Origin of the sequence: Sulfuritalea sp., from assembly GCF_017302275.1 — a bacterium.
GTDB lineage: Bacteria > Pseudomonadota > Gammaproteobacteria > Burkholderiales > Rhodocyclaceae > Sulfuritalea.
In genome coordinates this window covers 102,647-126,756 of the sequence record NZ_JAFLDR010000005.1, presented here as the reverse complement: position 1 = coordinate 126,756, position 24,110 = coordinate 102,647, and the positions used below count along the sequence as shown (strand labels likewise).

28 protein-coding genes and 1 tRNA gene are annotated in these 24,110 nt (G+C 64.7%); 11 read left to right on the top strand and 18 right to left on the bottom strand.

The features are described from left to right. Positions 1–32: 32 nt before the first annotated feature. The 3 genes from pal to queE are packed head-to-tail and all read left to right on the top strand — an operon-like array spanning position 33 to position 2,010. A complete protein-coding gene (gene pal, locus J0M27_RS04375) occupies positions 33–590 on the top strand; it encodes a peptidoglycan-associated lipoprotein Pal (RefSeq protein WP_294987836.1) in 558 nt (185 codons plus the stop codon). A 2-nt stretch (positions 591–592) separates the two neighbouring features. After that, a complete protein-coding gene (locus J0M27_RS04370) occupies positions 593–1,342 on the top strand; it encodes a YbgF trimerization domain-containing protein (RefSeq protein WP_294987835.1) in 750 nt (249 codons plus the stop codon). Then, positions 1,342–2,010 carry a 7-carboxy-7-deazaguanine synthase QueE gene (gene queE / locus J0M27_RS04365; RefSeq protein ID WP_294987834.1) on the top strand — a complete coding sequence of 223 codons (669 nt, stop codon included), beginning with the start codon at positions 1,342–1,344 and terminating at the stop codon, positions 2,008–2,010. The genes J0M27_RS04370 and queE overlap by 1 nt, the downstream gene beginning before the upstream one ends. A 3-nt stretch (positions 2,011–2,013) precedes the next feature. Here queE and J0M27_RS04360 read toward each other — a convergent pair whose 3' ends face one another. Both J0M27_RS04360 and gluQRS read right to left on the bottom strand, forming a co-directional pair. Next, positions 2,014–2,496, bottom strand: coding sequence for a CoA-binding protein (locus tag J0M27_RS04360; protein WP_294987833.1), 483 nt, complete (start codon positions 2,494–2,496; stop codon positions 2,014–2,016). A gap of 26 nt (positions 2,497–2,522) precedes the next feature. Further along, positions 2,523–3,431: a tRNA glutamyl-Q(34) synthetase GluQRS gene (gene gluQRS / locus J0M27_RS04355; protein ID WP_294987832.1), complete on the bottom strand. Its 909-nt coding sequence runs from the start codon at positions 3,429–3,431 to the stop codon at positions 2,523–2,525. Between the two features lie 72 nt (positions 3,432–3,503). Between gluQRS and trxA the strand changes: the two genes are divergently transcribed. Both trxA and J0M27_RS04345 read left to right on the top strand, forming a co-directional pair. Beyond that, positions 3,504–3,872 carry a thioredoxin gene (trxA, locus tag J0M27_RS04350; protein WP_294987830.1) on the top strand — a complete coding sequence of 123 codons (369 nt, stop codon included), beginning with the start codon at positions 3,504–3,506 and terminating at the stop codon, positions 3,870–3,872. 47 nt (positions 3,873–3,919) lie between these two features. Further along, positions 3,920–4,912, top strand: a complete 993-nt coding sequence (locus J0M27_RS04345; RefSeq protein ID WP_294987828.1) for a PAS domain-containing protein — start codon at positions 3,920–3,922, stop codon at positions 4,910–4,912. 106 nt (positions 4,913–5,018) lie between these two features. Here J0M27_RS04345 and ychF read toward each other — a convergent pair whose 3' ends face one another. From ychF to J0M27_RS04305, 8 genes are all read right to left on the bottom strand, one after another. Next, positions 5,019–6,113: a redox-regulated ATPase YchF gene (gene ychF, locus J0M27_RS04340; protein ID WP_294987826.1), complete on the bottom strand. Its 1,095-nt coding sequence runs from the start codon at positions 6,111–6,113 to the stop codon at positions 5,019–5,021. Next, complete coding sequence (pth, locus tag J0M27_RS04335; protein ID WP_294987824.1) at positions 6,110–6,715, bottom strand: aminoacyl-tRNA hydrolase; 606 nt, start codon at positions 6,713–6,715, stop codon at positions 6,110–6,112. The genes ychF and pth overlap by 4 nt, the downstream gene beginning before the upstream one ends. A 3-nt stretch (positions 6,716–6,718) precedes the next feature. Next, positions 6,719–7,378, bottom strand: a complete 660-nt coding sequence (locus J0M27_RS04330) for a 50S ribosomal protein L25/general stress protein Ctc (protein WP_294987823.1) — start codon at positions 7,376–7,378, stop codon at positions 6,719–6,721. 63 nt (positions 7,379–7,441) lie between these two features. Continuing rightward, a complete protein-coding gene (locus tag J0M27_RS04325; protein WP_294987821.1) occupies positions 7,442–8,392 on the bottom strand; it encodes a ribose-phosphate diphosphokinase in 951 nt (316 codons plus the stop codon). Between the two features lie 58 nt (positions 8,393–8,450). Further along, positions 8,451–8,527 (bottom strand) — tRNA-Gln (locus tag J0M27_RS04320). A 171-nt stretch (positions 8,528–8,698) separates the two neighbouring features. After that, a complete protein-coding gene (gene ispE / locus J0M27_RS04315) occupies positions 8,699–9,544 on the bottom strand; it encodes a 4-(cytidine 5'-diphospho)-2-C-methyl-D-erythritol kinase (RefSeq protein WP_294987819.1) in 846 nt (281 codons plus the stop codon). Continuing rightward, the gene (locus J0M27_RS04310; RefSeq protein ID WP_294987817.1) at positions 9,537–10,061 is read right to left on the bottom strand and encodes an outer membrane lipoprotein LolB; all 525 of its coding nucleotides are present in this window, start codon (positions 10,059–10,061) and stop codon (positions 9,537–9,539) included. Before J0M27_RS04310 ends, ispE begins: the two co-directional genes overlap by 8 nt. An 8-nt stretch (positions 10,062–10,069) precedes the next feature. Next, on the bottom strand, positions 10,070–11,764 hold the full coding sequence (locus tag J0M27_RS04305) for a tetratricopeptide repeat protein (RefSeq protein ID WP_294987815.1): 1,695 nt from the start codon (positions 11,762–11,764) through the stop codon (positions 10,070–10,072). A gap of 99 nt (positions 11,765–11,863) precedes the next feature. Between J0M27_RS04305 and mutM the strand changes: the two genes are divergently transcribed. Next, positions 11,864–12,688 carry a bifunctional DNA-formamidopyrimidine glycosylase/DNA-(apurinic or apyrimidinic site) lyase gene (gene mutM / locus J0M27_RS04300; RefSeq protein WP_294987813.1) on the top strand — a complete coding sequence of 275 codons (825 nt, stop codon included), beginning with the start codon at positions 11,864–11,866 and terminating at the stop codon, positions 12,686–12,688. 18 nt (positions 12,689–12,706) lie between these two features. Here the strand turns inward: mutM and J0M27_RS04295 are convergent, their stop codons facing one another. From J0M27_RS04295 to J0M27_RS04275, 5 genes are read right to left on the bottom strand one after another with little or no spacing between them, the layout of a single operon-like run. Continuing rightward, complete coding sequence (locus tag J0M27_RS04295) at positions 12,707–12,955, bottom strand: YfhL family 4Fe-4S dicluster ferredoxin (protein WP_294987811.1); 249 nt, start codon at positions 12,953–12,955, stop codon at positions 12,707–12,709. 10 nt (positions 12,956–12,965) lie between these two features. Then, a complete protein-coding gene (coaD, locus tag J0M27_RS04290; RefSeq protein WP_294987809.1) occupies positions 12,966–13,451 on the bottom strand; it encodes a pantetheine-phosphate adenylyltransferase in 486 nt (161 codons plus the stop codon). Next, positions 13,448–13,981, bottom strand: a complete 534-nt coding sequence (gene rsmD / locus J0M27_RS04285; RefSeq protein ID WP_294987807.1) for a 16S rRNA (guanine(966)-N(2))-methyltransferase RsmD — start codon at positions 13,979–13,981, stop codon at positions 13,448–13,450. The genes coaD and rsmD overlap by 4 nt, the downstream gene beginning before the upstream one ends. Before the next feature lie 15 nt (positions 13,982–13,996). Next, positions 13,997–15,295, bottom strand: a complete 1,299-nt coding sequence (locus J0M27_RS04280; protein WP_294987805.1) for a pitrilysin family protein — start codon at positions 15,293–15,295, stop codon at positions 13,997–13,999. Beyond that, complete coding sequence (locus J0M27_RS04275; RefSeq protein WP_294987803.1) at positions 15,295–16,659, bottom strand: pitrilysin family protein; 1,365 nt, start codon at positions 16,657–16,659, stop codon at positions 15,295–15,297. The genes J0M27_RS04280 and J0M27_RS04275 overlap by 1 nt, the downstream gene beginning before the upstream one ends. Positions 16,660–16,760: 101 nt before the next feature. Here J0M27_RS04275 and ftsY point away from each other — a divergent pair, with 101 nt between their 5' ends. The 5 genes from ftsY to rpoH all read left to right on the top strand — a co-directional run bounded on the left by ftsY (position 16,761) and on the right by rpoH (position 20,793). After that, a complete protein-coding gene (ftsY, locus tag J0M27_RS04270; protein ID WP_294987801.1) occupies positions 16,761–17,735 on the top strand; it encodes a signal recognition particle-docking protein FtsY in 975 nt (324 codons plus the stop codon). Between the two features lie 2 nt (positions 17,736–17,737). After that, positions 17,738–18,385 (top strand): ATP-binding cassette domain-containing protein, encoded by a 648-nt coding sequence (locus J0M27_RS04265; protein ID WP_294987799.1) that lies wholly within the window; start codon positions 17,738–17,740, stop codon positions 18,383–18,385. Then, positions 18,382–19,281: a permease-like cell division protein FtsX gene (gene ftsX, locus J0M27_RS04260; RefSeq protein ID WP_294987797.1), complete on the top strand. Its 900-nt coding sequence runs from the start codon at positions 18,382–18,384 to the stop codon at positions 19,279–19,281. The genes J0M27_RS04265 and ftsX overlap by 4 nt, the downstream gene beginning before the upstream one ends. A 129-nt stretch (positions 19,282–19,410) precedes the next feature. Then, positions 19,411–19,800: a hypothetical protein gene (locus J0M27_RS04255; RefSeq protein WP_294987795.1), complete on the top strand. Its 390-nt coding sequence runs from the start codon at positions 19,411–19,413 to the stop codon at positions 19,798–19,800. A 96-nt stretch (positions 19,801–19,896) separates the two neighbouring features. Next, on the top strand, positions 19,897–20,793 hold the full coding sequence (gene rpoH / locus J0M27_RS04250; RefSeq protein WP_294987793.1) for an RNA polymerase sigma factor RpoH: 897 nt from the start codon (positions 19,897–19,899) through the stop codon (positions 20,791–20,793). A 79-nt stretch (positions 20,794–20,872) separates the two neighbouring features. On the opposite strand, the gene cyoE is transcribed toward rpoH, so the two are convergent. From cyoE to J0M27_RS04235, 3 genes are read right to left on the bottom strand one after another with little or no spacing between them, the layout of a single operon-like run. Continuing rightward, complete coding sequence (gene cyoE, locus J0M27_RS04245) at positions 20,873–21,769, bottom strand: heme o synthase (protein WP_294987791.1); 897 nt, start codon at positions 21,767–21,769, stop codon at positions 20,873–20,875. A 54-nt stretch (positions 21,770–21,823) separates the two neighbouring features. Then, positions 21,824–22,474, bottom strand: a complete 651-nt coding sequence (locus J0M27_RS04240) for an SCO family protein (RefSeq protein ID WP_294987789.1) — start codon at positions 22,472–22,474, stop codon at positions 21,824–21,826. Positions 22,475–22,530: 56 nt separating this feature from the next. After that, positions 22,531–24,102, bottom strand: a complete 1,572-nt coding sequence (locus J0M27_RS04235; RefSeq protein WP_294987787.1) for a cbb3-type cytochrome c oxidase subunit I — start codon at positions 24,100–24,102, stop codon at positions 22,531–22,533. Positions 24,103–24,110: the final 8 nt, after the last annotated feature.

Here is a 24,110-nt window from a genome sequence, read left to right as displayed (position 1 = left end):
AAATCCGCAGCCGCCATCACAAGGAAGCCATCATGCGCGCACGCCACTTCACCCTTCCGCTTCTTTCCGCCCTGACCCTGCTGCTGGCCGCCTGCGGTTCGCAACCGCCGGCGCCCGAACAGAACCCCGCCGGCGTCGAGTCGCGCACGCCGTCCGGCGTCAAGGTCGAAACCCCGGCCGTCAAGCCGGTCACGCCCGGACCGGCGATCGATCCTTACGGCATCGCCGCGCTGAAGGATCCGAAGAGCCCGCTGTCGAAGCGCAGCATCTACTTCGACTACGACAGCTACGTCGTCAAGGACGAATTCCAGTCCCTGCTGACCGCCCACGCCAAATTCCTCGCCGCCAACCCGAAGATGAAGATGCTGATCCAGGGCAACGCCGACGAGCGCGGCAGCCGCGAATACAACCTGGCGCTGGGGCAAAAGCGCGCCGACGCGGTGCGCAAGGCGCTGGCGCTGCTCGGCGGCAGGGAAGACCAGCTCGAAGCCGTCAGCCTTGGTGAAGAAAAGCCGGCCTGCACCGACGCCACCGAGGAGTGCTGGGCGAAGAACCGGCGCGGCGACATGCTCTACTCGGGCGAGTTCTGAGCATGCGCCTTGGCCTGGCCGCGCTGCTGACGGCCCTTTCGCTCGCGGCCGCGCTGCCCCTGCCCGCCGCGGCGGGCGTGTTCGACGACGAAGAGGCCCGCGAACGGATAGAGCAGCTGCGCGGACAAGTACGCGGCGAACTGGCCGAGCTCGGCAAGCGCCTCGACGTCGTCAGCCGCAACCAGATCGACTTCGCCAACCAGGTCGAATCGATCAAGGCCGACCTTGCCCGGCTGCGTGGCCAGATCGAAGTCCTGACCCACGAACTGGACGCCGCGCAGAAGCGCCAGAAGGATTTCTACGTCGATCTCGACAATCGCCTGAGGAAGCTCGAACAGGCGCAGGTCGAAGCCAAGGTGGAAGCGCCGAAGGTGGACCCGGCCCAGGAAACGCGGGATTACGAAGCCGCCCTGGCGGCGCTCAAGGCCGCCAAATTCAAGGAAGCGGCGACCGCTTTCGGCGGCTTCATCAAGACGTATCCGAGCGGCAGCCTCGCCGCCTCGGCGCACTACTGGGGCGCCTACGCCCACAGCCAGGCTAAGGACCACGCGGTGGCGGCCGAGCTGTTTGGCAAGTTCGCCACCGGCTGGCCCAATGACGAGCGGGCGCCCGTCGCGCTCGAAAGCCGGGTCGCGAGCTTCGACGCGTTGAAGGACTGGAAGGCATCCCGGGCGACGCTCGAGCAACTCGCCGAGCGCTATCCCAACAGCGAGCCGGGAAAACGGGCGAAGCTGCGCCTGAAGAAGAAGTAGTGCCGGCCACATCGGGTTCCGCGGCAAATGCCGCGTTGCGCGTCACCGAGATATTCCATTCCATCCAGGGCGAATCCAGCCGCGTCGGGCTGCCCACGGTTTTCATCCGCCTCACCGGCTGCCCGCTGCGCTGCACCTGGTGCGACACGGCCTACGCCTTCAGCGGCGGCGAATTGCTGGCCATCGAGGGCATCCTGCAGCGGGTCGCCGCCTTCGACTGCGCCACGGTCTGCGTCACCGGCGGCGAACCGCTCGCGCAAAAGGCCTGCCTGCCGCTACTGGCCGCACTGTGTGACGCCGGCCATTCGGTCTCGCTGGAAACCAGCGGCGCGCTCGACATCGGCGCGGTCGACCCGCGCGTGGCGCGCATCGTCGACCTCAAGGCCCCCGGTTCGGGCGAGTCTGCGAAGAACCGCTGGGAAAATATCGACCTGCTGGCGCCCGACGACGAACTGAAATTCGTCCTCGCCTCGCGCGAGGACTACGAATGGGCCGTATCCGCGTGTCGCCAGCGCCGACTTTTCGAGCGCTGTCCAGTGCTGTTCGCGCCGGTGCAGGGCCAGATCGATCCGGCGCAACTGGCGCAGTGGATCCTCGAAGATCGCCTGCCGCTGCGTTTCCAGTTGCAACTGCACAAGGTACTTTGGGGCAACGCCCCGGGGAAATAGCCCCTATTGCATCAGCGGCGGGCAGGGCGGCCGTTTGGACGAGATCACGCGCGTATTGACACCGGCATAGTTGAGGCCGCCGAACAGGCGCGCGTATTCGATCTTCACGCAGCGGTCCATCACCACGTCGAGCCCGGCGGTTGCGGCGCGTTCGGCCGCTTCGCGGTTGATCACGCCGAGTTGCAGCCAGAGGCATTTGGCGCCGATGCGAATTGCCTCGTCGGCGATCGGCCCGGCATCCTGCGCCTTGCGAAACACGTCGACCATGTCCACTTCGACGGGAATCGAAGCGAGGTCGGGATAGCTCTTCTGGCCGAGTATCTCCGGCGCGGAGGGATTCACCGGGATCACCGTATAACCGTGTTCGAGCATGTACTTGGCGGCGAAATAGCTGGGACGATTCCAGCTCGGCGAGAGGCCGACCACGGCGATCACCCGATTGCCCTGCAGTACCCGGCGCAAACCGGCAACGTCATCGACGAGCATGTGGCACACCTCCTGTCCGTGGCCGATTATGCCACCGGGAACGGCAACGGCCCGCGCGGCACGCGATCCAGGCGCCAGTTTGCCAGCGCCCAGCGCCAGACGTCATCGACTCCGGCCAGGGCCAGATCGGCGGGCGGCGCCTGACCGAGGAAGCGCAGCGCGGCAACCAGGGCCTGCGCCGGATGTCGGGCATCCAGCGGTGGCGCCAGGGTCTGCTTGGACAACTTCTCGCCGGCGGCATTCACCACCACCGGCAGGTGGGCGTAGGAAGGTGTCGCGAACCCCAGGCATTGTTGCAGGAAGATCTGGCGCGCGGTCGATGTCAGCAGGTCGGCGCCGCGCACCACGTCGGTGATGCCGGCCGCGGCGTCGTCCACCACCACCGCCAGCTGATAGGCATGCAGGCCGTCGGCGCGCAAGAGGACGAAGTCGCCTGCCTCGCGCACCAGATCGCTTTCGATCCTCCCCTGGATCGCGTCGTCGAAGCCGACGCGGGCGTCGCCCACGCGCAGCCGCCAGGATCGCGCCGTGCGACCTGACGGCAGGCCGTCGCGGCAGGTGCCGGGATAGATGGCGGCGCCGTCGGGAGCGATGGCCGAGTCGGCCAGTTCGCGACGGGTGCAGGCGCAGGGGAACACCCGGCGCGCCGCCCGCAGGCGTTCCAGCGCAGCGGCATACGCCGCGCCACGCCGGCTCTGCCAGACCTCCTCTCCGTCCCAGGCAAAACCGAAAGCTTCAAGCGTGTGCAGGATCTCGTCGGCCGCCGCCGTCGAGCAGCGCGGCAGATCCACGTCTTCCATGCGCAACAGCCACTCGCCGCCGCGACTGCGGGCCTCGAGGAAGGATCCGGTGGCGGCCACCAGCGAGCCGAAATGCAGCGGCCCGGTGGGCGACGGCGCGAAGCGGCCACGATAAGGAAGCGGGAGGGCAATCATTGGGCAGAGTGATAGCACGGCATCGGGCAAAACGGTAGGATTCAAGCGATTCAATTCATCTGGGAGCCGCCCATGGCCACGCTGGAACTCAACACCGAAAACTTTCAACAGACCATCAACGACAACGCCACCGTGATCGTAGACTTCTGGGCACCCTGGTGTGCGCCCTGCCGCGGCTTCGCGCCTACCTTCGAAGCCGTCTCGGAAAAGCAGCCGGAAATCGTCTTTGCCAAGGTAAACACCGAGGAACAGCAGGAAATCGCCGGCGCCTTCAACATCCGCTCGATCCCCACGCTGATGATCTTCCGTGACCAGATCATCATTTATTCCGAAGCCGGCGCACTGCCCGGCCCCGCCTTCGAACAGCTCATCGAACAGGCCATGGCGCTCGACATGGATACGGTGCGCGCCGAGATTGCAGGGCAGCAGGGAGTCGCCTGACCTCGGGCAAGCCGTGCCATGAGTCCGATCGCCGGGGAAAAACGGCCATGAACAACGACCCGCCCCCCGGAAGCGGCGACGACGCGGAAGTGCGCCGCGTCGAGATGCTCTACAGTCGCCTGCCGTCCGGCATCGTCGCCGCATTGATAGGGATCTTCCTCTGTTTCCTGGTGCTGTTCGAAACGACCGGCCTGGAACTGCTCAAGCAATGGACCGCCTACATGCTTTCGGTCTCGGCAATGCAGGCCTGGCTCTGGTACATGTTCGGCAAGGCCGAGCGGCAAGGCGCCTCTGTTCGCCGCTGGGAATGGTCGTTCGCCACCGGCGCGATGCTCGCCAGCCTGGGTTGGGGCGCACTGTTCGGCCCGCTCTACCCGCCCGCGACCCACCCCGATGCGCAGATGTTCGTCGCCATGATGGCGGTGATCACGGCCTTTACCGGTTCGGTCTTCGTCGCGGTGAGCAACGTCACCTTCTGGCTTTTCATCATTCCGATCCTGGGGCCGGCGGTCGCCACCTATGTCCTCACCCTCGGTACCGGCGCGCAGTGGCCGGTCATCGCGGCCGCCAGTTGCATCGCGGTGTTCATCATCGTGCAACGCACGCTCTACCAGTCAGCGACGCGGATCCTGCGGCACAGCGCCGAAGCGGACATCCTGCTGGCCGAACAGCAGGCGATCTTCGATTCCTCGCCGAGTGGCATCGCCGTGCTCGATAACCGTCAAATCGCCAAATGCAACATGCGGCTGGGCGAACTGCTGGGCCGCCGCCTGCAGGACCTTTCCGGCTCAAGGCTCGACCAGCATTTCGTCGGCCAGGCCGAGGCCGGGCTGTTTCTCGCCGACCACACGCGGGCGCTCGAATCGGGGAGCCCGGTGAACGGCATGTACCGCCTGCGCCGCGCAGACGGCGGGCAGTTCTGGGCGGAACTGTCCGGGCGCCGCATGACCGGCAGGCCCGGGCAGACTGTCTGGGTTATCACCGACATCACCCAGACGGTCGCCAACCGACAGCGCGAACGCAATAAACATCCGGCCTGAGGCTGGCAACACGCCGTGCCGCCAGCGACCATAGGAGGTCCCCGTGGGGCGCCGACTTTCGGGGGACACCGTCTCCGGCTGAGCCGGAGACAAGACTTTCGGGGCCTTAGACGTTGAACAGGAAGTTCATGACGTCGCCATCCTTGACGACGTAGTCCTTGCCTTCGGCGCGCATCTTGCCGGCTTCTTTGGCACCCGCCTCGCCCTTGCAGGCAATGAAGTCCTCGAAGGCGATGGTCTGGGCGCGGATGAAGCCCTTTTCGAAATCGGTGTGGATCACGCCGGCGGCCTGCGGCGCCGAGTCGCCCTTGTGGATGGTCCAGGCGCGCACTTCCTTGACGCCGGCGGTGAAGTAGGTCTGCAGGCCGAGCAGGTGGTAGCCGGCGCGGATCAGGCGGTTGAGGCCCGGTTCCTCGAGGCCCATGTCGGCGAGGAACATCTGCTTTTCGTCGTCCTCGAGGTCGGCGATCTCGGCTTCGATCGCGGCGCACAGCGGCACCACGTCGGCGCCTTCCCTGGCGGCATGGGCGCGCACCACGTCGAGGTGCGGGTTGTTCTCGAACCCGTCGTCCTTGACGTTCGCCACATAGAGCACCGGCTTGGCGGTGATGAGGAAGAACTGGCGCAGGTTGGCCCTCTCTTCCTTCGACAGGTCGAGCGCGCGCACCGGCTTGCCCTGGTCGAGTTGCGCCATGCATTTCTCCAGCACAGCCGCCAGGAGCTTGGCTTCCTTGTCGCCGCCGGCCTTGGCCTGCTTGGTGTAGCGATTGAGCGCCTTTTCCACCGTCGCCATGTCGGCCAGCGCCAGTTCCGTATCGATCACCTCGATGTCGTGCAGCGGGTCGATGCGGCCGGCAACGTGCACCACGTTGTCGTCAGCGAAGCAGCGCACGACGTGCACCACGGCGTCGGTCTCGCGGATGTTGGCGAGGAACTGGTTGCCCAAGCCCTCGCCCTTGCTGGCACCGGCGACAAGGCCGGCGATGTCGACGAACTCGACGATGGCAGGCTGGATCTTCTGCGGCTTGACGATCGCCGAGAGCGCCTTGAGCCGTTCATCCGGCACTTCGACGATGCCGACGTTGGGCTCGATGGTGCAGAAGGGATAGTTCTCCGCCGCAATGCCGGACTTGGTCAGCGCGTTGAAGAGGGTGGACTTGCCGACGTTGGGCAAGCCGACGATGCCGCATTTGAGGCTCATGGGGTTTCCTTGGGTGCCAACTTGGGCACGGTATTGATCTTCTGCGTCGCCGCGTTGAACTCGCCCTTCGCCAGCGTCGGCCAGGCCAGCAGCGCACGGTCCAGCGCCGCGTCGATTTCCTCGCACTCCTCGCGGCGCGGCGGCTTGAGCACGTAGTTCACGACTTCGTCGCGGTCGCCGGGGTGGCCGATGCCGATGCGCAGGCGCCAGTAGTCCTGCGTGCCGAGGTGCGCGGTAATGTCCTTGAGACCGTTGTGACCGCCGAGGCCGCCGCCGAACTTGAGCCGCATCTGGCCCGGCGGCAGGTCGAGTTCGTCATGCAGCACCAGTATTTCCGCGGCTTCGATGCGAAAGAACTGGGTCAGCGCGCGCACCGCCTGGCCGGAACGGTTCATGAAGGTCTGCGGCATCAAGAACCAAAGATCCTCGCCATCCAGCCGCAACCTGGCGACAAAGCCGTGGTAGCGCGATTCGCGGGTGAAGGACGCACCGAGTTCGCGCGCCAGGCGCTCACAAAACCAAAACCCGGCGTTGTGCCGGGTTTCAGCGTATTCGGCCCCGGGGTTGCCGAGGCCGACGATCAGGCGCAAACGTGCCTGCAAGGATTATCTCTTGTCGACGCGCTCGGCCTTCTTGGCGGGAGCCGCGGCGGCAGGCGCCACGACCACCGGAGCGGCTTCGGCTTCTTCAACCGCACTGCCGCCCTTCATCATGATGGTGGCGACCACCGGATCCCCTTCGCCGTGATGCGCGACCTCGACGCCCTTGGGCAAAACGAGCTGCGAAACGTGGATCGAATTGCCGGAAGCGAGATCCTTCAGGTCAACTTCGATGAAGGCCGGCAGGTCGCCCGGCAGGCACTTGACGTCGACGTCGTTCATGACGTGCGACACCATGCCGCCGCCCAGCTTGACGCCCGGAGCGATGTCGGCATTGATGAAGTGCAGCGGCACTTTCTGGTGGATCTTGTGCGTGGCGTCGACGCGCTGGAAATCGACGTGCAGGATGACCGGGCGGTACGGGTGGCGCTGCACGTCGCGCAGCAGACACATTTCCTTGGCGCCCTCGACGTTGGCGTTAAGCACGGAGGAATAGAAGGCCTCCTTGCGCAGCAGCTGGAACAGCTCGTTGTGGTCGATGTCGATCTGCTGCGGTTTCGCGCTGCCGCCATAGATGATGCCGGGAACCCGGCCGGTGCGACGCAGGCGGCGGCTCGCTCCAGTGCCCTGTCCATCGCGCTTGTTTGCATTGAATTCAAGTTGCATGATTTGCTCCGTTAAGTACTGCCAGGGTGAAATCCCTCGCCCGCGACCAGGCCAGGGGGAAAATCAATCCATGAAAAGCGATGAGACGGACGACTCGTTGCTGATGCGCAGCATGGTCTCCGCCATCAGTTCGGCGATCGAAATCTGGCGGATGCGCTCGCAGGCGCGCGCGTCGTCCGACAGCGGAATGGTGTCGGTGACCACCAGTTCGTCGAGTTCCGAGCCCATGATGCGCGACACGGCGCTGCCCGACAGCACCGGGTGGGTACAGTAGGCCAGGACGCGCTTGGCGCCATGCTCCTTGAGGGCCTGCGCGGCCTTGCACAGGGTGCCGGCGGTATCGACCATGTCGTCCATGATGACGCAGGTGCGGCCATCGACTTCGCCGATGATGTTCATGACTTCCGACACGTTGGCCTTCGGCCGCCGCTTGTCGATGATCGCCAGGTCGGATTCAAGGCGCTTGGCCAGTGCCCGCGCGCGGACCACGCCGCCGACGTCGGGCGACACCACCAGCAGGTCTTCATGGCGCTGGCGCCAGATGTCGCCGAGCAGGATGGGCGCGGCGTAGATGTTGTCCACCGGAATGTCGAAAAAGCCCTGGATCTGGTCGGCGTGCAGGTCGACCGTCAGCACGCGCTGCACGCCGACGGTCTGCAGCATGTTGGCGACCACCTTGGCCGTGATCGCGACGCGCGCCGAACGCGTCCGGCGGTCCTGCCGGGCGTAGCCGAAATAGGGGATGGCGGCAGTGATGCGCCCGGCCGAGGCACGCTTCAGCGCGTCGACCATGACCATCAGTTCCATCAGGTTGTCGTTGGTCGGATTGCAGGTCGATTGCAGCACGAACACGTCATGGCCGCGCACGTGCTCGAGGATTTCGCAGCTGACCTCGCCATCGGAAAAGCGCCCGACGTTGGCGCGGCCCAGCGAGATGTTAAGGCGCTTGACCACATCGGCCGCCAGCTTGGGATTGGCGTTGCCGGTAAAAACCATCAGGCTGTCGTAGGCCATGTCGGTCTGCTCAGGTCAAGCGGAAGGAGGAATAACGCCGGCGCTATCCGTGAAGGGTTGGCTGGGGAGGAAGGATTCGAACCTTCGCATGCTGGAATCAAAATCCAGTGCCTTAACCAACTTGGCGACTCCCCAACTTCGTGTCTCTGCCTTGGGGGCGGAGGTCGAAAGGACGCGCATTTTCGGGGTTTTCGCCCCCGCTGTCAATCTCGGAGGAGTCTCGGAGGAGTCTCGGCGGAGGCAGGCGACAGGACGGAACGCGGAAGAAACCAGCGGCCCGGCGCGCCGACGAACTCCGAACCGGCATCACTCCCCGGCCAGGGCCTGGATCGGATGCCGGTCCAATCCGGCCGCGAGGAAGCCGCGCATGTCAGCCGGAAGCGCCGCAAATGCGGTCCGCGCCGACGCCTCGTCCACGAACTCGACGAAACAGCACGCGCCCGAACCGCTCATGCGCGCGTCACCATATCGTCGCAGCCAGTCGAGGTGGCGACCTACTTCGGGATAGAGCGCGCAGGCCACGGGTTCGAGGTCGTTGTGGCCGCTGCCGGGTCGCCAGTCGCTCGCCGCGATCGCCGGCGTGTCGCGGCGCAACTGCGGGGAACGAAAGATCTCCGGGGTCGGCACCGCCACGCCCGGGACCAGCACCAGGTACCAGGCGGACGGCAGGCGGACGTCGGCGAAACGTTCGCCGATGCCTTCGGCAAAGGCGCTGCGGCCATGGACGAAGATCGGTACGTCGGCACCGAGCGCGAGGCCGATCTGCTGAAGTTGCGGCGATGTCAGGTTAATGCGCCACAAGCGGTTGAGCGCGAGCAGCGTGGTCGCCGCATCCGAACTGCCGCCGCCCAGCCCGCCGCCCATCGGCAGCCGCTTTTCAAGGTGCAAGGTGACGCCTGCGGTAGCTCCGGTCGCGGCGCGCAGGGCGGTCGCGGCGCGCACGGTGAGATCGGTTTCCGGCGCCACGCCGGGCAGCGGAGTGGCCAGAACGATGCGGCCGTCGGCGCGCGGCTCGCAACGCAGGGTATCGCCGAAATCGAGGAAGCGGAAAACGGTCTGCAGCAGGTGATAGCCGTCTGCGCGCCGCCCGACCACATGCAGGAACAGGTTGATCTTGGCCGGCGCCGGCCACGCGCGATGCCAGTCAATCATTGCGACCCCAGGCGTCGATCACAATCCGCAGTTCGACGTCGCCGCGACGCACTTCCAGCCGCCGCGGAAGTCGGCGCTGGTGATACGGCAAGGTTTCAGAAATCACGATCCGCCATCCATCCGCAATGCCTTCGCGCTCGGGTTGCGCTCCGCGCAACCAGTCCGCCAGCACATCCAGCGGCAAGGACGCGCCGAAAACGAGTTTCGCCAGTTCACCCAGGTTGGCGGCGCGCCGTTCTTGCGCGCCGGGCAAAGCCAGCCACGCTCCGCCGGCATCGCGACCGAGTTCGGCCAACCCCTGCCCCAGCGGAGTCGAAAACACCATCACGTCGCGCTGCGGCGAATGCTGCCAATCGAACTGCAGGTGGTCGCTGCGATCGCCCTGGCGCAGCGACATCCGGCCTGCGGCGGAAAAACCATCAAGCGGCGGCCCCAGCGCGGCGTCCGGTTCGCCGCCCGGCACTCCGGCGCAACCCGCCAGCAGTACCATGGCCAGCCAGGCCAGCCAGACCCTCATTGATGTGCTCAGGGAACGAAGCGTTTAATCGTGGAGGAGAGCACTTCATTCGCCGGATAGGCCTTGCTCGCCTCGCGCCAGATGGCCAGCGCTTCGTCACGGCGACCCATGGCCCACAGGACCTCGCCGATGTGGGCGGCGACTTCCGCATCTGGCTGCTTGGCATAGGACTTCTGCAGAACTTCCAGCGCCGCGGCCAGCTTGCCCTGGCGGAACAGCACCCATCCCTTGCTGTCGAGGATGTAACCGTCATCGGGCGACAGCACCAGCGCCTTGTCGATCAACTGCACCGCCTCGTCGAGGCGAATGTTGCGGTCGGCGAAGGAATAACCGAGCGCGTTGTAGCCTTGCGGCGACTCGGGCTTGAGCACGATCAGGCGGCGCAGGTGACGTTCGGCCAAGTCCAGGTTGCCGATCTTTTCCGCGGCCAAGGCGGTTTCGTAGAGGATGTCCGGATCGTCGGGCTGCGATGCGAGCGTCTTGTCGAGCAAGGCAAAGGCTTCCGCGTGCCGACCGGCATCGCGCAACAGATGCCCCTCGGCCACCACCAGGCGGACGTCACCGGGTTGGCCGGCACGCGCCCGAACGACCCGTTCGCGGGCTTCGTCGAACTTGTTCTGGCGTACCAGGACCTGGGCGGCGCGCACCAGCGCAGGCAGCGCATGTTCGCCCGCGCCGACCTGGTCGAACCAGCGCAAGGCGTCATCGAGGCGACCTGCCTTCTCGGCAATCTGGCCCAGGTAGAAGCGCGCTGGATTCTGCTCGCCACGACCGATCTCGACGAAGCGCTTGAGCTGCTGCTCGGCATCGCCCGCGTCGCCGACCTGCAGCGAAAGCACGCCCACTGCATACAGCATGTCCGGATTGTCGGGGTTGGCGGCCAGCAGGCGACGAAACTCGACGCGCGCATCTTCATAGCGCTTCTCGCCCACCAGGCCCCTGGCATATCCCAGTCGCGCCTGTTGCGCATCCGGATTGTCGGTCAGCCAGCCTTTGAGGAATTCCAGTTGCGCCGCTCCCTTGGGCAGCAGGTCTGTCTTGAACAGGGCCGCCGGTTCCCAGCCCGGTCGCAATTCGAGCGCCTTGTCGATTTCCGCTCGCGCCCGGTCGACATTCCCGGCACCGGCGGCGGCCTGGGCGCGAGCGAATCGGGCCTCGGAAAGTTCAAGGTAGGGTTCGCTCAATTTATCGATCAGGCGCAGCACGATTGCCTTGTCGGGATAGCGCGCAAAGGCGCGCAGGATCCGCAGCAAGCCTTCGCCGGCATTTGGTGCCGCGGCAATGTCGCGCGCCAGGCTGGCCGCCAGTTCGTCGATGCGCCCACCGGCCAGCAGCAGCGTCGACAGCATCTGCCGCGCCTGCTGCGAATCCGGTTCCAGCGCCAGCCATAGCCGCGTGGCTTCCAGCGCCGCGTCGTACTGGCGGGCATGAAAGGCCACCTCGGCGGCGCGACGCACCACCCGCGGGTCGCGCGTGCCTTTCGCCAGGTCGACGAAGGCACCGGCGGCGAACCCGAACTGGCCACGCTGCGCGGCAATTTCGGCGAGCAGGAACTGGTAGAGGATCTGCGCCGTGAGTTCCTGCTTGGGCAGGCGATCGACCTTGGGCACGGGATCCGCGACGGCAGGCGCTGGCGCCTGCGCCCACCCGCTGACGCTGGCCAGTGTGAGCGTAAGCGCGAAAACAGGGGCAAAGAGAATCATGACGGCGGCACCTGGAGGGAACGCGGCGACCAAGCGCCGGTAGCACATACAATGCGGAGATGTTAGCAGTTTCACCAGATTTTTCCTGCGCGTTCCGGCATGCCTGAGCTGCCCGAAGTCGAGGTCACGCGACGCGGCATCACGCCTGCGCTGACCGGCCGCCGCGTCATCGACGCGATCGCGCGGGTGCCGGCCCTGCGCTATCCCCTGCCGGCCCGGCTCGGCCCCGAGCTGGCAGGAAGGCAGCTTGTGTCGGTCAGCCGGCGCGGCAAGTATCTATTGCTCGACTTCGGCATCGGACACCTGTTGGTCCACCTCGGCATGTCCGGCAGCCTGCGCCTGGTTTCCGCCGCACTGCCACCAGACAAACACGACCACTTCGATCTGGTGTTCGCTGCCGACGGCGGCGACGTCGCCCTGCGCCTCAGGGACCCGCGCCGCTTCGGCGCAGTACTGTGGCTTCCCGGAGACCCGCTGGCGCATCCGCTGCTGTCGGTCCTTGGCATTGAGCCGCTGTCGGACGAATTCTGCGCCACCTGGCTCAAGGAGGAACTCGCGGGGCTTTCGGCGGCAATCAAGCCGACGCTGATGGACAGCCACCGGGTGGTCGGCATCGGCAACATCTATGCATCGGAAAGCCTGTTTCGCGCCGGCATCGACCCGCGCCGGGCGGCGGGCCGAATTTCATTGCGGCGCCTGGAACGCCTGGTGCCGGCGATCAAGTCTACCCTCGCCGCGGCGATAGACGCGGGCGGCAGCAGCCTGCGCGACTTCATCCACTCGGATGGAAGTTCGGGGTATTTCCAGCAGCAGTATTTTGTCTATGGCCGCTGCGGCGAAGCCTGCCGCGTCTGCGGTCGTCCCGTCCGGGAACTGCGCCAGGGCCAGCGCGCCACGTTCTTCTGCGCCGCCTGCCAGCGCTAGCGGCTATGACCCGCCGGATTACTTGGCGGTCAGCTGCAGGAACTTCGCCATCAGCTGGTCCTTGGTTTCCGGATGGTTGGGGTCGTCAGGTATGCAGTCAACCGGGCAGACCTCGCGACATTGCGGCGTGTCGAAATGGCCGACGCACTCGGTACATTTGTTGGGATCGATGATGTAGATCTCGTCACCCTGCGAGATCGCGTTGTTCGGGCACTCGGGCTCGCACACGTCACAATTGATGCACTCATCGGTGATGATCAAGGCCATGGAAGCTTCCTCAGGAGTTTAGTTTGAGTTTCAGCCGCTCCGTGACGAGCGGATGCACGAATTTCGAGACGTCGCCGCCCAGGGTTGCGATCTCGCGCACCATGGTGGCGGAAATGAACATGTAGTTCTCGTCGGGCGTCAGGAAAACGGTTTCGACATCGGGATAGAGGCTGCGGTTCATTCCGGCCATCTGGAATTCGTACTCGAAATCTGAAACGGCGCGCAGGCCACGCAGGATGATCGACGCACCCTTTTCCCGCGCGAAATCCATCAGCAGGCTGTCGAAACCCTGCACTTCGACATTGGGAAAGTCGGAGAGTATCCGGCGCGCGATGTCCACCCGCTCGGCGAGGTCGAACATCGGTTGCTTTTTGCGGCTCTCGGCGACCGCGATGATGACCTTCTGGAACAGCCTGGACGCGCGTCGCACCAGATCCTCGTGTCCGCGAGTCAGCGGATCGAAGGTCCCGGAATACACGGCGATGGAATTGTTCATGCCTGCTCCAGCAAGTGAAAAAACACCTGGCCGGCACGACCTCTTTTGGTCACCGACCAGTGCCCCAAGCTTTCCAGCGGTTTTTCGGCCTCTGCATACAGCCGCGCCCCAGGCGCGGCCAGCTCGGCCAAACGCGACTCTACCCCGGCCAGCCAACCCTGCCCATAAGGCGGATCAAGAAAAATCAAATCAAAACGCCGACCGGACGGAGCGTCGAATTTTAGCGCATCGCAGCAAAACAGTTCGACGCGCGGACAGGCGAACATTTCCGCGTGCTTTTTCAGCACGGCAAACGCGGTTTTCGAACGCTCCACCAGGGCGACGTAGTCCGCAGCGCGCGATGCCGCCTCGAAGCCCAGGATGCCGCTGCCCGCAAACAGGTCGAGGCAGCTCTGGCCGGCCAGATCGTGGCCGAGCCAGTTGAACAGGGTTTCGCGCACGCGGTCCGGCGTCGGCCGCAGGCCCGGCGCATCGGCCACCTGGACCAGGCGGCTGCGCCATTCGCCGCCGGTGATACGGATGCGACTCACGGCGAAACGCCGGGCTCAGTCCGCCGCAACCACCACAGTGACAAGGTTTTCCGCCTTGACGTGGCGTGAAAAGGCGGCCTTGACCTGCTCGACGGTGACCGCATTGACCTTGGCCGGGAAATCGTCGAGGTAGCTCAACGGCAAACCGTAGAAGCCGATCGCCGACAGGTAACCGAGCAGCTTGGCATTGCTGTCCATGCGCAGTGCCAGGCCATCGACCATGTTCTTCTTCGCGGCAGCAAGTTCGCGCTGCGTCGGCCCCTTGGCGATGTAGTCGCCGAGGACCGAGTCGACCACTTTGAGCGCGTCAGTCACCTGGTCGCGCCGGGTCTGCAGGCCAATTTCGAACGGGCCTTCCAGCTTGCGCGGCGAAAAGTAGGAATGCACGCTGTAGGCATAGCCACGCTTTTCGCGGACTTCCTTCATCAGGCGCGAGACGAAGCCGCCGCCACCGAGCGTGTAGTTGCCGACGAGCAGAGGAAAATAATCCGGATCGCCGCGACTGATGGCGGGCAGGCCGACATGGACATGGCTTTGCGCGGCGGGGTGGTCCACCTTGATCGTCGCGCGTTGCGGCTTCTTCACCGGCGGCGGCACGAGCGCGCCGCCGCCCGGCGGCAGCGCTTCGGTCAGGCGCTGGGCGATCGCCTCCGCCTCGGCGCGCGAGACGTCACCGATGATGGACACGATGGCGCCCTTCGCGCCGTAGTGCTGGCGGTGAAACGCGATCAGGTCCTCGCGCGTGATCGCGCTGACCGACTCCACCGTGGGGCTGATGCCATAGGGATGGTCGGGATAGATCGCGGCGGCGAAGCGCTTGCCGGCGATGGCGTCGGGGCGGGTTTCGGCCTCGCGAATGCTGGCGATGCTGCGGGCCTTTTCACGTTCCAGCACCGATTGCGGAAAAGTCGGCGCTGACAACACGGTGCGCATCAGGTCAAGCGCGGCTTCGCGCTGCTTGCTGGCCGAAAGCGTGCGCAGGCTGACGCTGGCGCGGTCGCTGTCGGCACCGCCGCCGATGCGAGCAGCGATGTCGACCAGGCGCCCGGCGATCTTTTCCTCGTCGAGCTCGCCCGCACCCGCTTCCAGCAGGCCTCGCGTCAGGCCGGCCAGGCCGGCCTTGGCGGGCGCAACGAAGGCGCCGCCGGCGGCAAAGTCGATCTGCACATCGAGGATGGGCAGCACGCGGGTTTCGACGAAAAACACCCGAGCTCCCGACGGAGCGACCCAGTGTTCAATCTTGACGCCGGCGAGGGCCAGGCTCGATGCCAGGCAGGCCAGGAGAATCGCGATCAGGAATTTGCTTTGCTTCATCAGTGCCTCGCGGCCGCGACGGGCTTCTTCGGTTTGCTCTGGTCGAGCGGTTGCGGATCGAGGACGGCGACGGTCAGGGCATCGTCAGGGAAGTATTTTTTCGCCACGGCCTGCACGTCGTCGGCGCTGACGGCCTTGAGCCGGTCGAGCAGGACATCGATGTCGCGCCAGGACACGCCCGCCGCCTCCATGCCGCCGATTTCCATGGCCTGTGCCATCAGCGAATCGCGCTTGTAGATCTGCGAAGCGATGGCCTGGGTCTTGACCCGTTCCAGTTCCTCGGCCGACACGCCCTCGTCCTGGATGCGCTTGAGTTCGGCGCGCAGCGCCGCCTCCAGTTCGGCGATGGTCTTGCCTTCCGCCGGCTGTCCATCAAGGATGAAAGTCGCTTCGCCGCGCAGCGTGCCATCGTAGCCGGCGCCGGCGGACTGGGCGATGCGACTGCCGCGCACCAGGTTCTTCGAGAAGCGCGAAGCGTCGTGACCGTCGAGCACCGCCGCCAGCATTTCCAGCGCATAGGGATCGCGATCCTGGCGCACGTCGCGCAGTTTCGGCATCTTCCACGCCATCGCCAGATAGGGCAGCTTGGCCGGCGCCTTGACGCTCAGGCGGCGCTGGCCAGCCTGCGCCGGCTCGTTCTGCGGCTTGCGCTCGGGCAGAGCCTGCGCCTTGTGCGAGCCGTAGTACTTCTGCGCCAGGCGGAACACCTCGCGATGATCGACATCACCCACGATCACGACATAGGCATTGTTCGGCGCATACCATTTCCGGTACCAGTCGCGCGCGTCCTGCCAGGTCATGTTCTCCAGATCGTCCATCCAACCGATGATCGGACGCCGATACGGATGGGCCTGGAACAGCGCGGCGTTCAGGGCTTCATAGACAAGTGCCTGGGGATTGTCGTCGGTGCGCAGCCGACGCTCCTCCATGACCACCTTGATCTCAGCGGCGAACTCCTTCGCATCCAGCGTCAGGTTGGCCATGCGATCGGCTTCGAGCTTCATCATTTCCGGCAGGGCGCCCTTGGGTACGATCTGGAAATAGGCGGTGTAGTCGCGGCTGGTGAAGGCGTTGTCGCGGCCGCCGGCCTCTGCCACGCGCTTGTTGAATTCGCCGGACTTGAGCGTCTTGGTGCCCTTGAACATCAGGTGCTCCAGCACGTGGGCGACGCCCGAGGTGCCATCCTTTTCGTCCATGCTGCCGGCGCGGTACCAGACCATGTGCACGGCAGTCGGCGCGCGCGGATCTTCCTTGACGATGACACGCAGGCCGTTGGCGAGTTTCGTTTCGAACGGATTGGCGAAAGTCGGCGCTGGCGCCACGGCAACAGCCAGCGCAGCGCAGGCAAAAAACAGTGGTTTCATGTCGGATGGCGGCGGCGTGTGCCGCGTGGGCTGAAAAAAGGCATCTGTTAAAATCTCCGGGTCCCGCATCTTAGCGGCTCCCGCCTCGGACCGCATTCCGCATGTTTGGTTTCCTGAAATCGAAGGACGACCCCACCGCTCAGGCTACCGCCCCGGCCACGCCGCGCCCGTCATGGAGCGAACGACTCAAGGCGGGCCTATCGCGTACCCGTGCCACGCTCAATACGCCGCTCGGCGAACTCTTCAGCCGCGCCAGAATCGATGACGAACTGCTGGAAGAGCTGGAATCGACGCTGCTGATGGCCGATTGCGGCATCGATGCGACCCAATGGCTGCTTGCCGAACTTAAGGCGACCGTCAAGCGCGACAGGCTGGAGACTCCCGCCCAGTTGCGCAAGGCACTGGCAGAGGCGCTGCAAACCCTGCTCGCGCCGCTGGAACAAGCGCTGCAGGCCGACGGCCACCAGCCCTTCGTGATCATGATTGCCGGCGTCAACGGCGCCGGCAAGACCACCTCGATCGGCAAACTGGCCAAGTATTTCCAGGCGCAAGGCAAGAGCGTGCTGCTCGCGGCCGGCGACACCTTCCGCGCCGCCGCACGCGAACAGCTGGTGACCTGGGGCGACCGCAACGGCGTCACCGTGATCGCACAGGACGGCGGCGATCCGGCGGCCGTGGTGTTCGACGCGATCACGGCGGCCCGGGCGCGCAAGCTCGATGTCGTGCTCGCCGATACCGCCGGCCGACTGCCGACGCAACTGCACCTGATGGAAGAAATCGCCAAGGTCCGACGCGTGATCAACAAGGCCGACGCCTCCGCGCCGCATGAGGTATTGCTGGTACTGGATGCAAACATCGGCCAGAACGCGGTGCAGCAAGTCAAGGCCTTCGACAAGGCGATCGGCGTCAGCGGGCTGGTCATCACCAAACTCGATGGCACCGCCAAGGGCGGCGTGCTGGCGGCGATTGCGCGCCAATGCCCGAAGCCGGTGCGTTTCATCGGCGTCGGCGAGGGAATCGACGATCTGCAGGCGTTTCGCGCCGGAGAGTTCGTCGAAGCGCTGCTGGGATCCTGACGGTGATCCGTTTCGATCGCGTGGCGAAGCGCTACCCGCCCGGAGTCGATGCGCTGTCCGAGGTCAGCTTCGAAGTCGCGGAGCGCGAAATGGTATTGGTCGGCGGTCATTCCGGCGCCGGTAAATCGACGCTGCTGAAGCTGGTAGCTGCCATCGAGCAGGCTACGTCCGGGGCGGTACTGGTGGGTGGCCAGAACCTGAGTGGACTATCGCGGGCGGCGCTGCCCTTCCTGCGCCGCCGGATCGGGATGGTCTTCCAGGACCAGAAACTGCTGTTCGATCGCAACGCCTTTCAGAACGTCATGCTCCCGCTGTCGATCGCCGGTTTCCCGCCACGCGAAGCGGCCCAGCGGGTGCGCGCCGCGCTCGACAAGGTCGGACTCGGCAAGCGCGAAAAGGCCCTGCCGGTCATGCTGTCCGGCGGCGAGCAGCAACGGCTGGCGATTGCCCGCGCCGTCGTGGGCCGGCCCGGCCTGCTACTGGCGGATGAACCGACCGCGCACCTTGATGCGGAAACCGCAAACGACGTGGCGCGGATTTTCCATGACTTCCACCAGGTCGGCGTCACGATGCTGATCGCCACCTATGCGCACGAACTGTTTCCCGCGGCGCGGCGCCTGCACCTTGACCACGGTCGACTGCGGACATGAAGGTCTGGCTGCTCCATCACCGGGATGCCGCCGTGCTGGCGTGGCGCCGCTTGCTGGCCGTGCCCCTCAACAGCCTGCTCTTCGTCCTTGCGATCGGGGTCGCGCTGGCTCTTCCCGCAGGCGGCCAGATGCTGTTGGCAAACGCGCGACAACTGACGGACAGGGTCTCGGCCGCGCCACAGATTTCCGTTTTCATGTCGGTCAATGCCGACCGTGCGACCGCGACGGAAGTCGGATCGCGCCTGGGCGGGGCCGCAGGCGTCAAGCAGGCGCGCTTCGTCCCGCGCGAAGAGACGCTTGCCCGCATGAAGGCCAATCCCGGCCTGCGCGAAGCGATCGAGGTACTCCCGGGCAACCCCTTTCCCGATGCCTTCGTGGTCAGCGTCACGGACGAGCGTCCGGAATCCATGGAACGCCTCGCCGCCGAGTACCGCCGCTGGGACGGCGTGGCGCACGTGCAGCTCGACTCGGCCTGGGTACGCCGGCTCGAAGCGCTGATCGGGCTGGGGCGCAACGCCGTATTGCTGCTGGGAGCCCTTCTGGGTGCCGGCCTCATCGCGATTTGCTTCAGCATCGTTCGCATGCAGTTGCTGGTCCACCGTGCCGAGATCGAGGTCAGCGACCTTCTGGGCGCAACGGAAAGCTTCGTCCGGCGCCCGTTCATTTACCATGGCGTACTGCTTGGGTTGGGCGGAGGGGTGGTTGCCTGGATCGTCACGACGGCCGCGACTCTCTGGTTGCGAGCCCCGATCGCGGACCTGGCGAAATTGTATGAGCTGACCCTGAGCCTGCAGCCCCTCAGCGCGATGGATTCGGCACTGCTGCTGGCAGTCGCCGGCGGGCTTGGCTGGCTGGGTGCGAACATCTCGTTGGGACGGCATCTGGATTCGTGCTGACGGCCGCGGCTCGGCGACCCAGCGCGGCAGCATTGACTATCCGTCCCGGCCGTGGCAAAAAAACCCGCCCCGAACCGACGTGAAGGACAACACTGAAACGGAATTCCATATTCGGGCGATAATAGGATAATGAACGAAGAGCTTCCCTCCGAGCAGCCGGCCAGTGACGCCGCGCCTGGCGCGCAACAAGCCGCCGAGCCCGTACGTCAGGAGCCGCCGGCCCCTGATCCTCGGCGTCGCCTGCGCGAATTGCTGGCCATACCCGATCATCAGCGCACCGACGCCATCTGGGACGAGATTATCGAACTTGAAATCTGTCTGGCACCCGGCAATCGCATACAGTCGGGTTCGCAAACCGAACAATCCGGGAGGCGTCAGGGACCCGGACAGGGCGCCGGACAAGCTCAGGGGCGACGCCCGGACCAGCAAAGGCGACCGGACGCAGTCCCCGGTTCCAAGCCGTCCAAACGCTTCTTCAAGAAAACCAAGCGCCCCCCCGGCGCTCCGCCCAAAGTCTGAAACTTCGGTATGTCCGACAAAATTTGTCGGGAACTTCCGCCAATTTTGGCACTCTAAGGTTTTGAGTGCTAATATTGTGTCCAAGGAGGTTGCAAAGTGAGCCATACCCTGTCTCTTGACCATCTGCCGGTGATTGCCGCGAGCAGCAGCATTGAGGCTTTCGTTTCGGCCGCGAATCGGGTTCCGATTCTTAGCGAAGCCGAGGAGCAGCGGCTTGCCCGCCGTTTTCGTGACGAAGACGATCTTGATGCGGCGCGTCAGTTGATCACTTCGCACCTGCGTCTGGTGATCGCAATTGCTCGCGGTTATCTGGGTTATGGCTTGCCCCATGCGGACCTGATCCAGGAAGGCAATATCGGCCTGATGAAGGCCGTCAAGCGTTTCGATCCCGACCGCGGGGTACGTCTGGTGTCGTTCGCGATGCACTGGATCAAGGCCGAGATCCACGAATACATCCTGAAGAACTGGCGCTTGGTCAAGATCGCCACGACCAAGGCGCAGCGCAAGCTGTTCTTCAACCTGCGCAGCATCAAGGCTTCGCTGGCGCAGGACGAGAATTCGCGTCAGGGATTCAATACCTTGGGTGCGGACGAGGTGGTTGCCGTTGCCAAGCAGTTGGGGGTCAAACCTGAAGAGGTCATCGAGATGGAAACGCGTCTGACCGGCGCTGACGTTTCGCTGGAACCGCTCAATGACGACGACGAAGACAGCTACGCACCCATTGCCTATCTGGCGGCGGATCGCAGCGTCGAGCCATCGGCTATCCTTGAGCGCAAGGAGTATGACCGCCTGCAGGACGAAGGCCTGAGTTCCGCGCTGGCCAGCCTCGACGATCGCAGCCGCGCCATCGTACAGCGACGCTGGCTGGTCGCGGACGGCGAGGAAGCAGCGACCCTGCATGAACTTGCTGCCGAGTACGGCGTTTCGGCCGAACGCATCCGCCAGATCGAAGCCAAGGCGATGCAGAAGATGAAGGGCAATCTGGCGGCCTGATCGACTAAGGCAAGAACGAAGGGCAACCCCGGTCGGCGGGGTTGCCTTTTTCGCTTTGCGGACCTGGATGCGCCCGCGATCAGGCGATCAGGTAATGATCGATCAACAGCGCCAGGAAAAGCAGCGCCAGGTAGATGATCGACCAGCGGAACGTCAGGCGCGCCACGACGTCCGAATAGTCGCGCCAGATCAGCCATGCGTAGCCCAGAAACACGGCGTCGAGCAGCACGGCACAGGTCAGGTAGAAACCGCCGGACATGCCTATGACGTAGGGCACCAGGGTCACCAGCGTCAGGCCGACGGTGTAGAGAAAGACGTGCCGACGGGTGTATTCGGCGCCATGCGTGACCGGCAGCATGGGAATGCCGGCGGCGGCATACTCCTTGGTGCGGTACAGCGCGAGAGCCCAGAAATGCGGCGGCGTCCACACGAAAATAATCAGGAACAGCAGCCATGCCTCGCCCGGTGCGTCGCCGGTCACGGCCGCCCAGCCGAGCACGGGCGGCATGGCGCCTGACGCGCCGCCGATGACGATGTTCTGCGAGGTATTCGGCTTGAGGAACACGGTGTAGATCACCGCATAGCCGACGAAGGTGGCGAACGTCAGCCACATGGTGAAGGGATTCACCAGGGTGTAGAGCAGGAACAGCCCGGCACCGCCGAGGGCACCGGAAAACATGACGGTTTCCAGGGAATTGACTTCGCCGAGCGGCAATGGCCGCCCGCGCGTGCGCGCCATCAGCGCATCGATCTTCTGTTCGATCAGGCAGTTCGCCGCAGCGGCGGCGCCAGCCACCAGCGCAATCCCGATCGTACCGGCAAGCAGGATGCGCCAAGGCACCATGCCGGGAACCGCGAGGAACATGCCGATAACTGCACAGAACACGATCAGCGATACCACGCGCGGCTTGGTCAATAGGAAATATTGACGCAGGCGATGAGGGCTGGATTGAAGTGCGAGGGCGAGTACTTTCACTCTTTAACGAAAAATTATTGAAGCCGGACCAATTTTAAAAGTCTAGCACGCGACCTATCCTCGCGGGCTTCCGCTGGCCACAATACGGCGAAAGTCCGCGACAATTTTCGCGGCATCCTGCGGCGGCGAGAAAACAGCGGCCAGTCGCCCTTGTGGATCAATCAGATGGATCGCGGCGGAATGGTCGACGGTATAGTTCTTGCCATCCGTCGCATCATTACGTCGGTAGTAAATGCCCAGTGCCGCGACCAGCGGCGCGAGCGCGGCATCGTCACCGCTGACACCGATGAACGCCGGATCGAAGGCCCCCAGGTACTGGCCCAGCAATTCCGCGCTATCGCGACGTGGATCGACCGAAACGAATACCACCCTGAAAGTCGGCGCCGGCGGCACGGCCTTGTCGACCTTCAGGGCCACCCCGACCTCCTTCATCAGAGCCAGGGCCGCTGGACAGACGTCAGGACACTGCGTATAGCCAAAAAAAAGAAAGGTCCAGCCGCCGCGCAGGTCGACATCGGTAAGCACGCCTTGCGGCCCCCGCAGCTCAAAGGCAGGCAAAGGCTGGCGCTCCCGAAAAACGCTTGCCGTCGGCACCTCCCCGGCCGGCAGCGGGCCGGCGGCAAAACTGCTCCAGGCGAGATAGGCGCCGCCCAGTGTCAGCACCGCGCCGGCGACCAGCAACCAGATTCCCGCTTCGCTCTTCATCGACCTGCCGGAATGCAAGGCGTCCCGCCCCGGAACGCCTTGTTGCCTTGCGTTTGTCAGCCCTTCTTGTAGGCGTAGGGATGCCAATCCTCCGCCACCGACGGCGGCGTCGGCCAATTGCCATGCGGCGGCGGCGAGACGGTGGTCCACTCCAGCGACGGCGAACCCCAGGGATTGTCGCCGGCCGGCGGGCCCTTCATGGCGCCGATGATCCAGTTCAGCACGGCAATCGCGAAACCGAGGCCAAGCACCACGGCGCCCGCCGTCATCAGCTGATGTGCCGACTCGAACTGCGGGAAGTGTGCATAGTCGTAGTACCGGCGCGGCATGCCATCGACGCCGATGTCCATCATGGTCCAGAACACCACGTTGCTGCCGATGAAGGTCAGCCAGAAACCGACCTTGCCCCAGAACTCGTTGTACATGCGGCCAGAGAACTTGGGGAACCAGTGGTAGATCCCGGCGAAGATGGAGAAGGTGCCGGCGACCGCCATGACGTAGTGGAAGTGGCCGACCACGTAATAGGTGTCGGACACGGCCAGGGTCAGCGAAGGCACGGCGAGCGGAATTCCGGTCAAACCGCCGATCAGGAACAGGAAGACGACCCCGAGCGCATACAACATCGGCGTGGTAAAGGCGATGGAACTCTTGTACAAGGTTCCCACCAGGCTGATCATCATCAGGCCGACCGGGATCGAGATCATCAGCGTCGTCACCATCTGGCCGATGCGCAGCCAGTCGGCCATGCCGGACACGTAAAGGTGGTGGACCCATACCTCGCCGGCCAGCAGGACGATGCCGCCGATGCCGCCATAGACCACCATCTTGTAGTTGAACACGGCGCTCCTGGCGTGGGACGACAGCACCTCGAAGACCACGCCGATGAAGGGCAGGAAGATCACATAGACGGCCGGGTGGGAATAGAACCAGAACAGGTTCTGGTAGGTAAGCACGTCGCCGCCCTTGGCCGGATCGAAGAAGTTGGTGCCCAGGTATTTGTCCATGCTGATCAGCGACACCGCCGTGCCCAGCACCGGTACGAAGATGAGCTGGAGTACGAAGGCGCCCAAGGTGCACCAGACGAAGATATTGAGCTTGTTGAGGGTGATCCCCGGGGCGCGCATGTAGGCCACGGTGGTGAGGAAGTTGACGCCGCCGATGATCGAGGCGAAGCCGAGGATCAGCACGGTGAAGGAATACATCGCCGTGTTGCCGGTGGTTATCGTTGAATAAGGCGGATAGCCGGTCCACATGATGTCGGGGGGGTCGGGAATGAAGAAGGTCAGCAGCGCCAAGATCACGCCGACATAGAACAGCCAGACCGACAGGGCGTTGACGCGAGGAAATGCGACGTCCTTGGCGCCGATCATCAGCGGGATGCAGAAGTTGGCGAAGAAGCCGGTCAGCGCCGGGATCTGGAAGCCGAGGATCATCACCGCGCCGTGGGTATACAGCCAGACGTTGTAGTTGGTCGGATTGGCGGTGATGGTCGGGCCGATGGTGGACAGCTCCGCACGCATCAGCAGGGCCATGATGCCGGCGACGGCGAAGGCCGCCAGCGACCCGATCAGATAGAGGATGCCGACCCGCTTGTGGTCGGTGGTAAAGATCCATTCCTTGAGATTCATCTTCTACT

Bases quoted from the DNA above. Each gene is read 5' to 3' on its own strand.
- pal (WP_294987836.1), top strand. From the start codon at position 33: ATGCGCGCACGCCACTTCACCCTTCCGCTTCTTTCCGCCCTGACCCTG.
- J0M27_RS04370 (WP_294987835.1), top strand. From the start codon at position 593: ATGCGCCTTGGCCTGGCCGCGCTGCTGACGGCCCTTTCGCTCGCGGCC.
- J0M27_RS04360 (WP_294987833.1), bottom strand. From the start codon at position 2,496: ATGCTCGTCGATGACGTTGCCGGTTTGCGCCGGGTACTGCAGGGCAAT.
- gluQRS (WP_294987832.1), bottom strand. From the start codon at position 3,431: ATGATTGCCCTCCCGCTTCCTTATCGTGGCCGCTTCGCGCCGTCGCCC.
- trxA (WP_294987830.1), top strand. From the start codon at position 3,504: ATGGCCACGCTGGAACTCAACACCGAAAACTTTCAACAGACCATCAAC.
- J0M27_RS04345 (WP_294987828.1), top strand. From the start codon at position 3,920: ATGAACAACGACCCGCCCCCCGGAAGCGGCGACGACGCGGAAGTGCGC.
- ychF (WP_294987826.1), bottom strand. From the start codon at position 6,113: ATGAGCCTCAAATGCGGCATCGTCGGCTTGCCCAACGTCGGCAAGTCC.
- J0M27_RS04330 (WP_294987823.1), bottom strand. From the start codon at position 7,378: ATGCAACTTGAATTCAATGCAAACAAGCGCGATGGACAGGGCACTGGA.
- J0M27_RS04325 (WP_294987821.1), bottom strand. From the start codon at position 8,392: ATGGCCTACGACAGCCTGATGGTTTTTACCGGCAACGCCAATCCCAAG.
- ispE (WP_294987819.1), bottom strand. From the start codon at position 9,544: ATGATTGACTGGCATCGCGCGTGGCCGGCGCCGGCCAAGATCAACCTG.
- J0M27_RS04310 (WP_294987817.1), bottom strand. From the start codon at position 10,061: ATGAGGGTCTGGCTGGCCTGGCTGGCCATGGTACTGCTGGCGGGTTGC.
- J0M27_RS04305 (WP_294987815.1), bottom strand. From the start codon at position 11,764: ATGATTCTCTTTGCCCCTGTTTTCGCGCTTACGCTCACACTGGCCAGC.
- mutM (WP_294987813.1), top strand. From the start codon at position 11,864: ATGCCTGAGCTGCCCGAAGTCGAGGTCACGCGACGCGGCATCACGCCT.
- J0M27_RS04295 (WP_294987811.1), bottom strand. From the start codon at position 12,955: ATGGCCTTGATCATCACCGATGAGTGCATCAATTGTGACGTGTGCGAG.
- coaD (WP_294987809.1), bottom strand. From the start codon at position 13,451: ATGAACAATTCCATCGCCGTGTATTCCGGGACCTTCGATCCGCTGACT.
- J0M27_RS04280 (WP_294987805.1), bottom strand. From the start codon at position 15,295: ATGAAGCAAAGCAAATTCCTGATCGCGATTCTCCTGGCCTGCCTGGCA.
- J0M27_RS04275 (WP_294987803.1), bottom strand. From the start codon at position 16,659: ATGAAACCACTGTTTTTTGCCTGCGCTGCGCTGGCTGTTGCCGTGGCG.
- ftsY (WP_294987801.1), top strand. From the start codon at position 16,761: ATGTTTGGTTTCCTGAAATCGAAGGACGACCCCACCGCTCAGGCTACC.
- ftsX (WP_294987797.1), top strand. From the start codon at position 18,382: ATGAAGGTCTGGCTGCTCCATCACCGGGATGCCGCCGTGCTGGCGTGG.
- J0M27_RS04255 (WP_294987795.1), top strand. From the start codon at position 19,411: ATGAACGAAGAGCTTCCCTCCGAGCAGCCGGCCAGTGACGCCGCGCCT.
- J0M27_RS04240 (WP_294987789.1), bottom strand. From the start codon at position 22,474: ATGAAGAGCGAAGCGGGAATCTGGTTGCTGGTCGCCGGCGCGGTGCTG.
- J0M27_RS04235 (WP_294987787.1), bottom strand. From the start codon at position 24,102: ATGAATCTCAAGGAATGGATCTTTACCACCGACCACAAGCGGGTCGGC.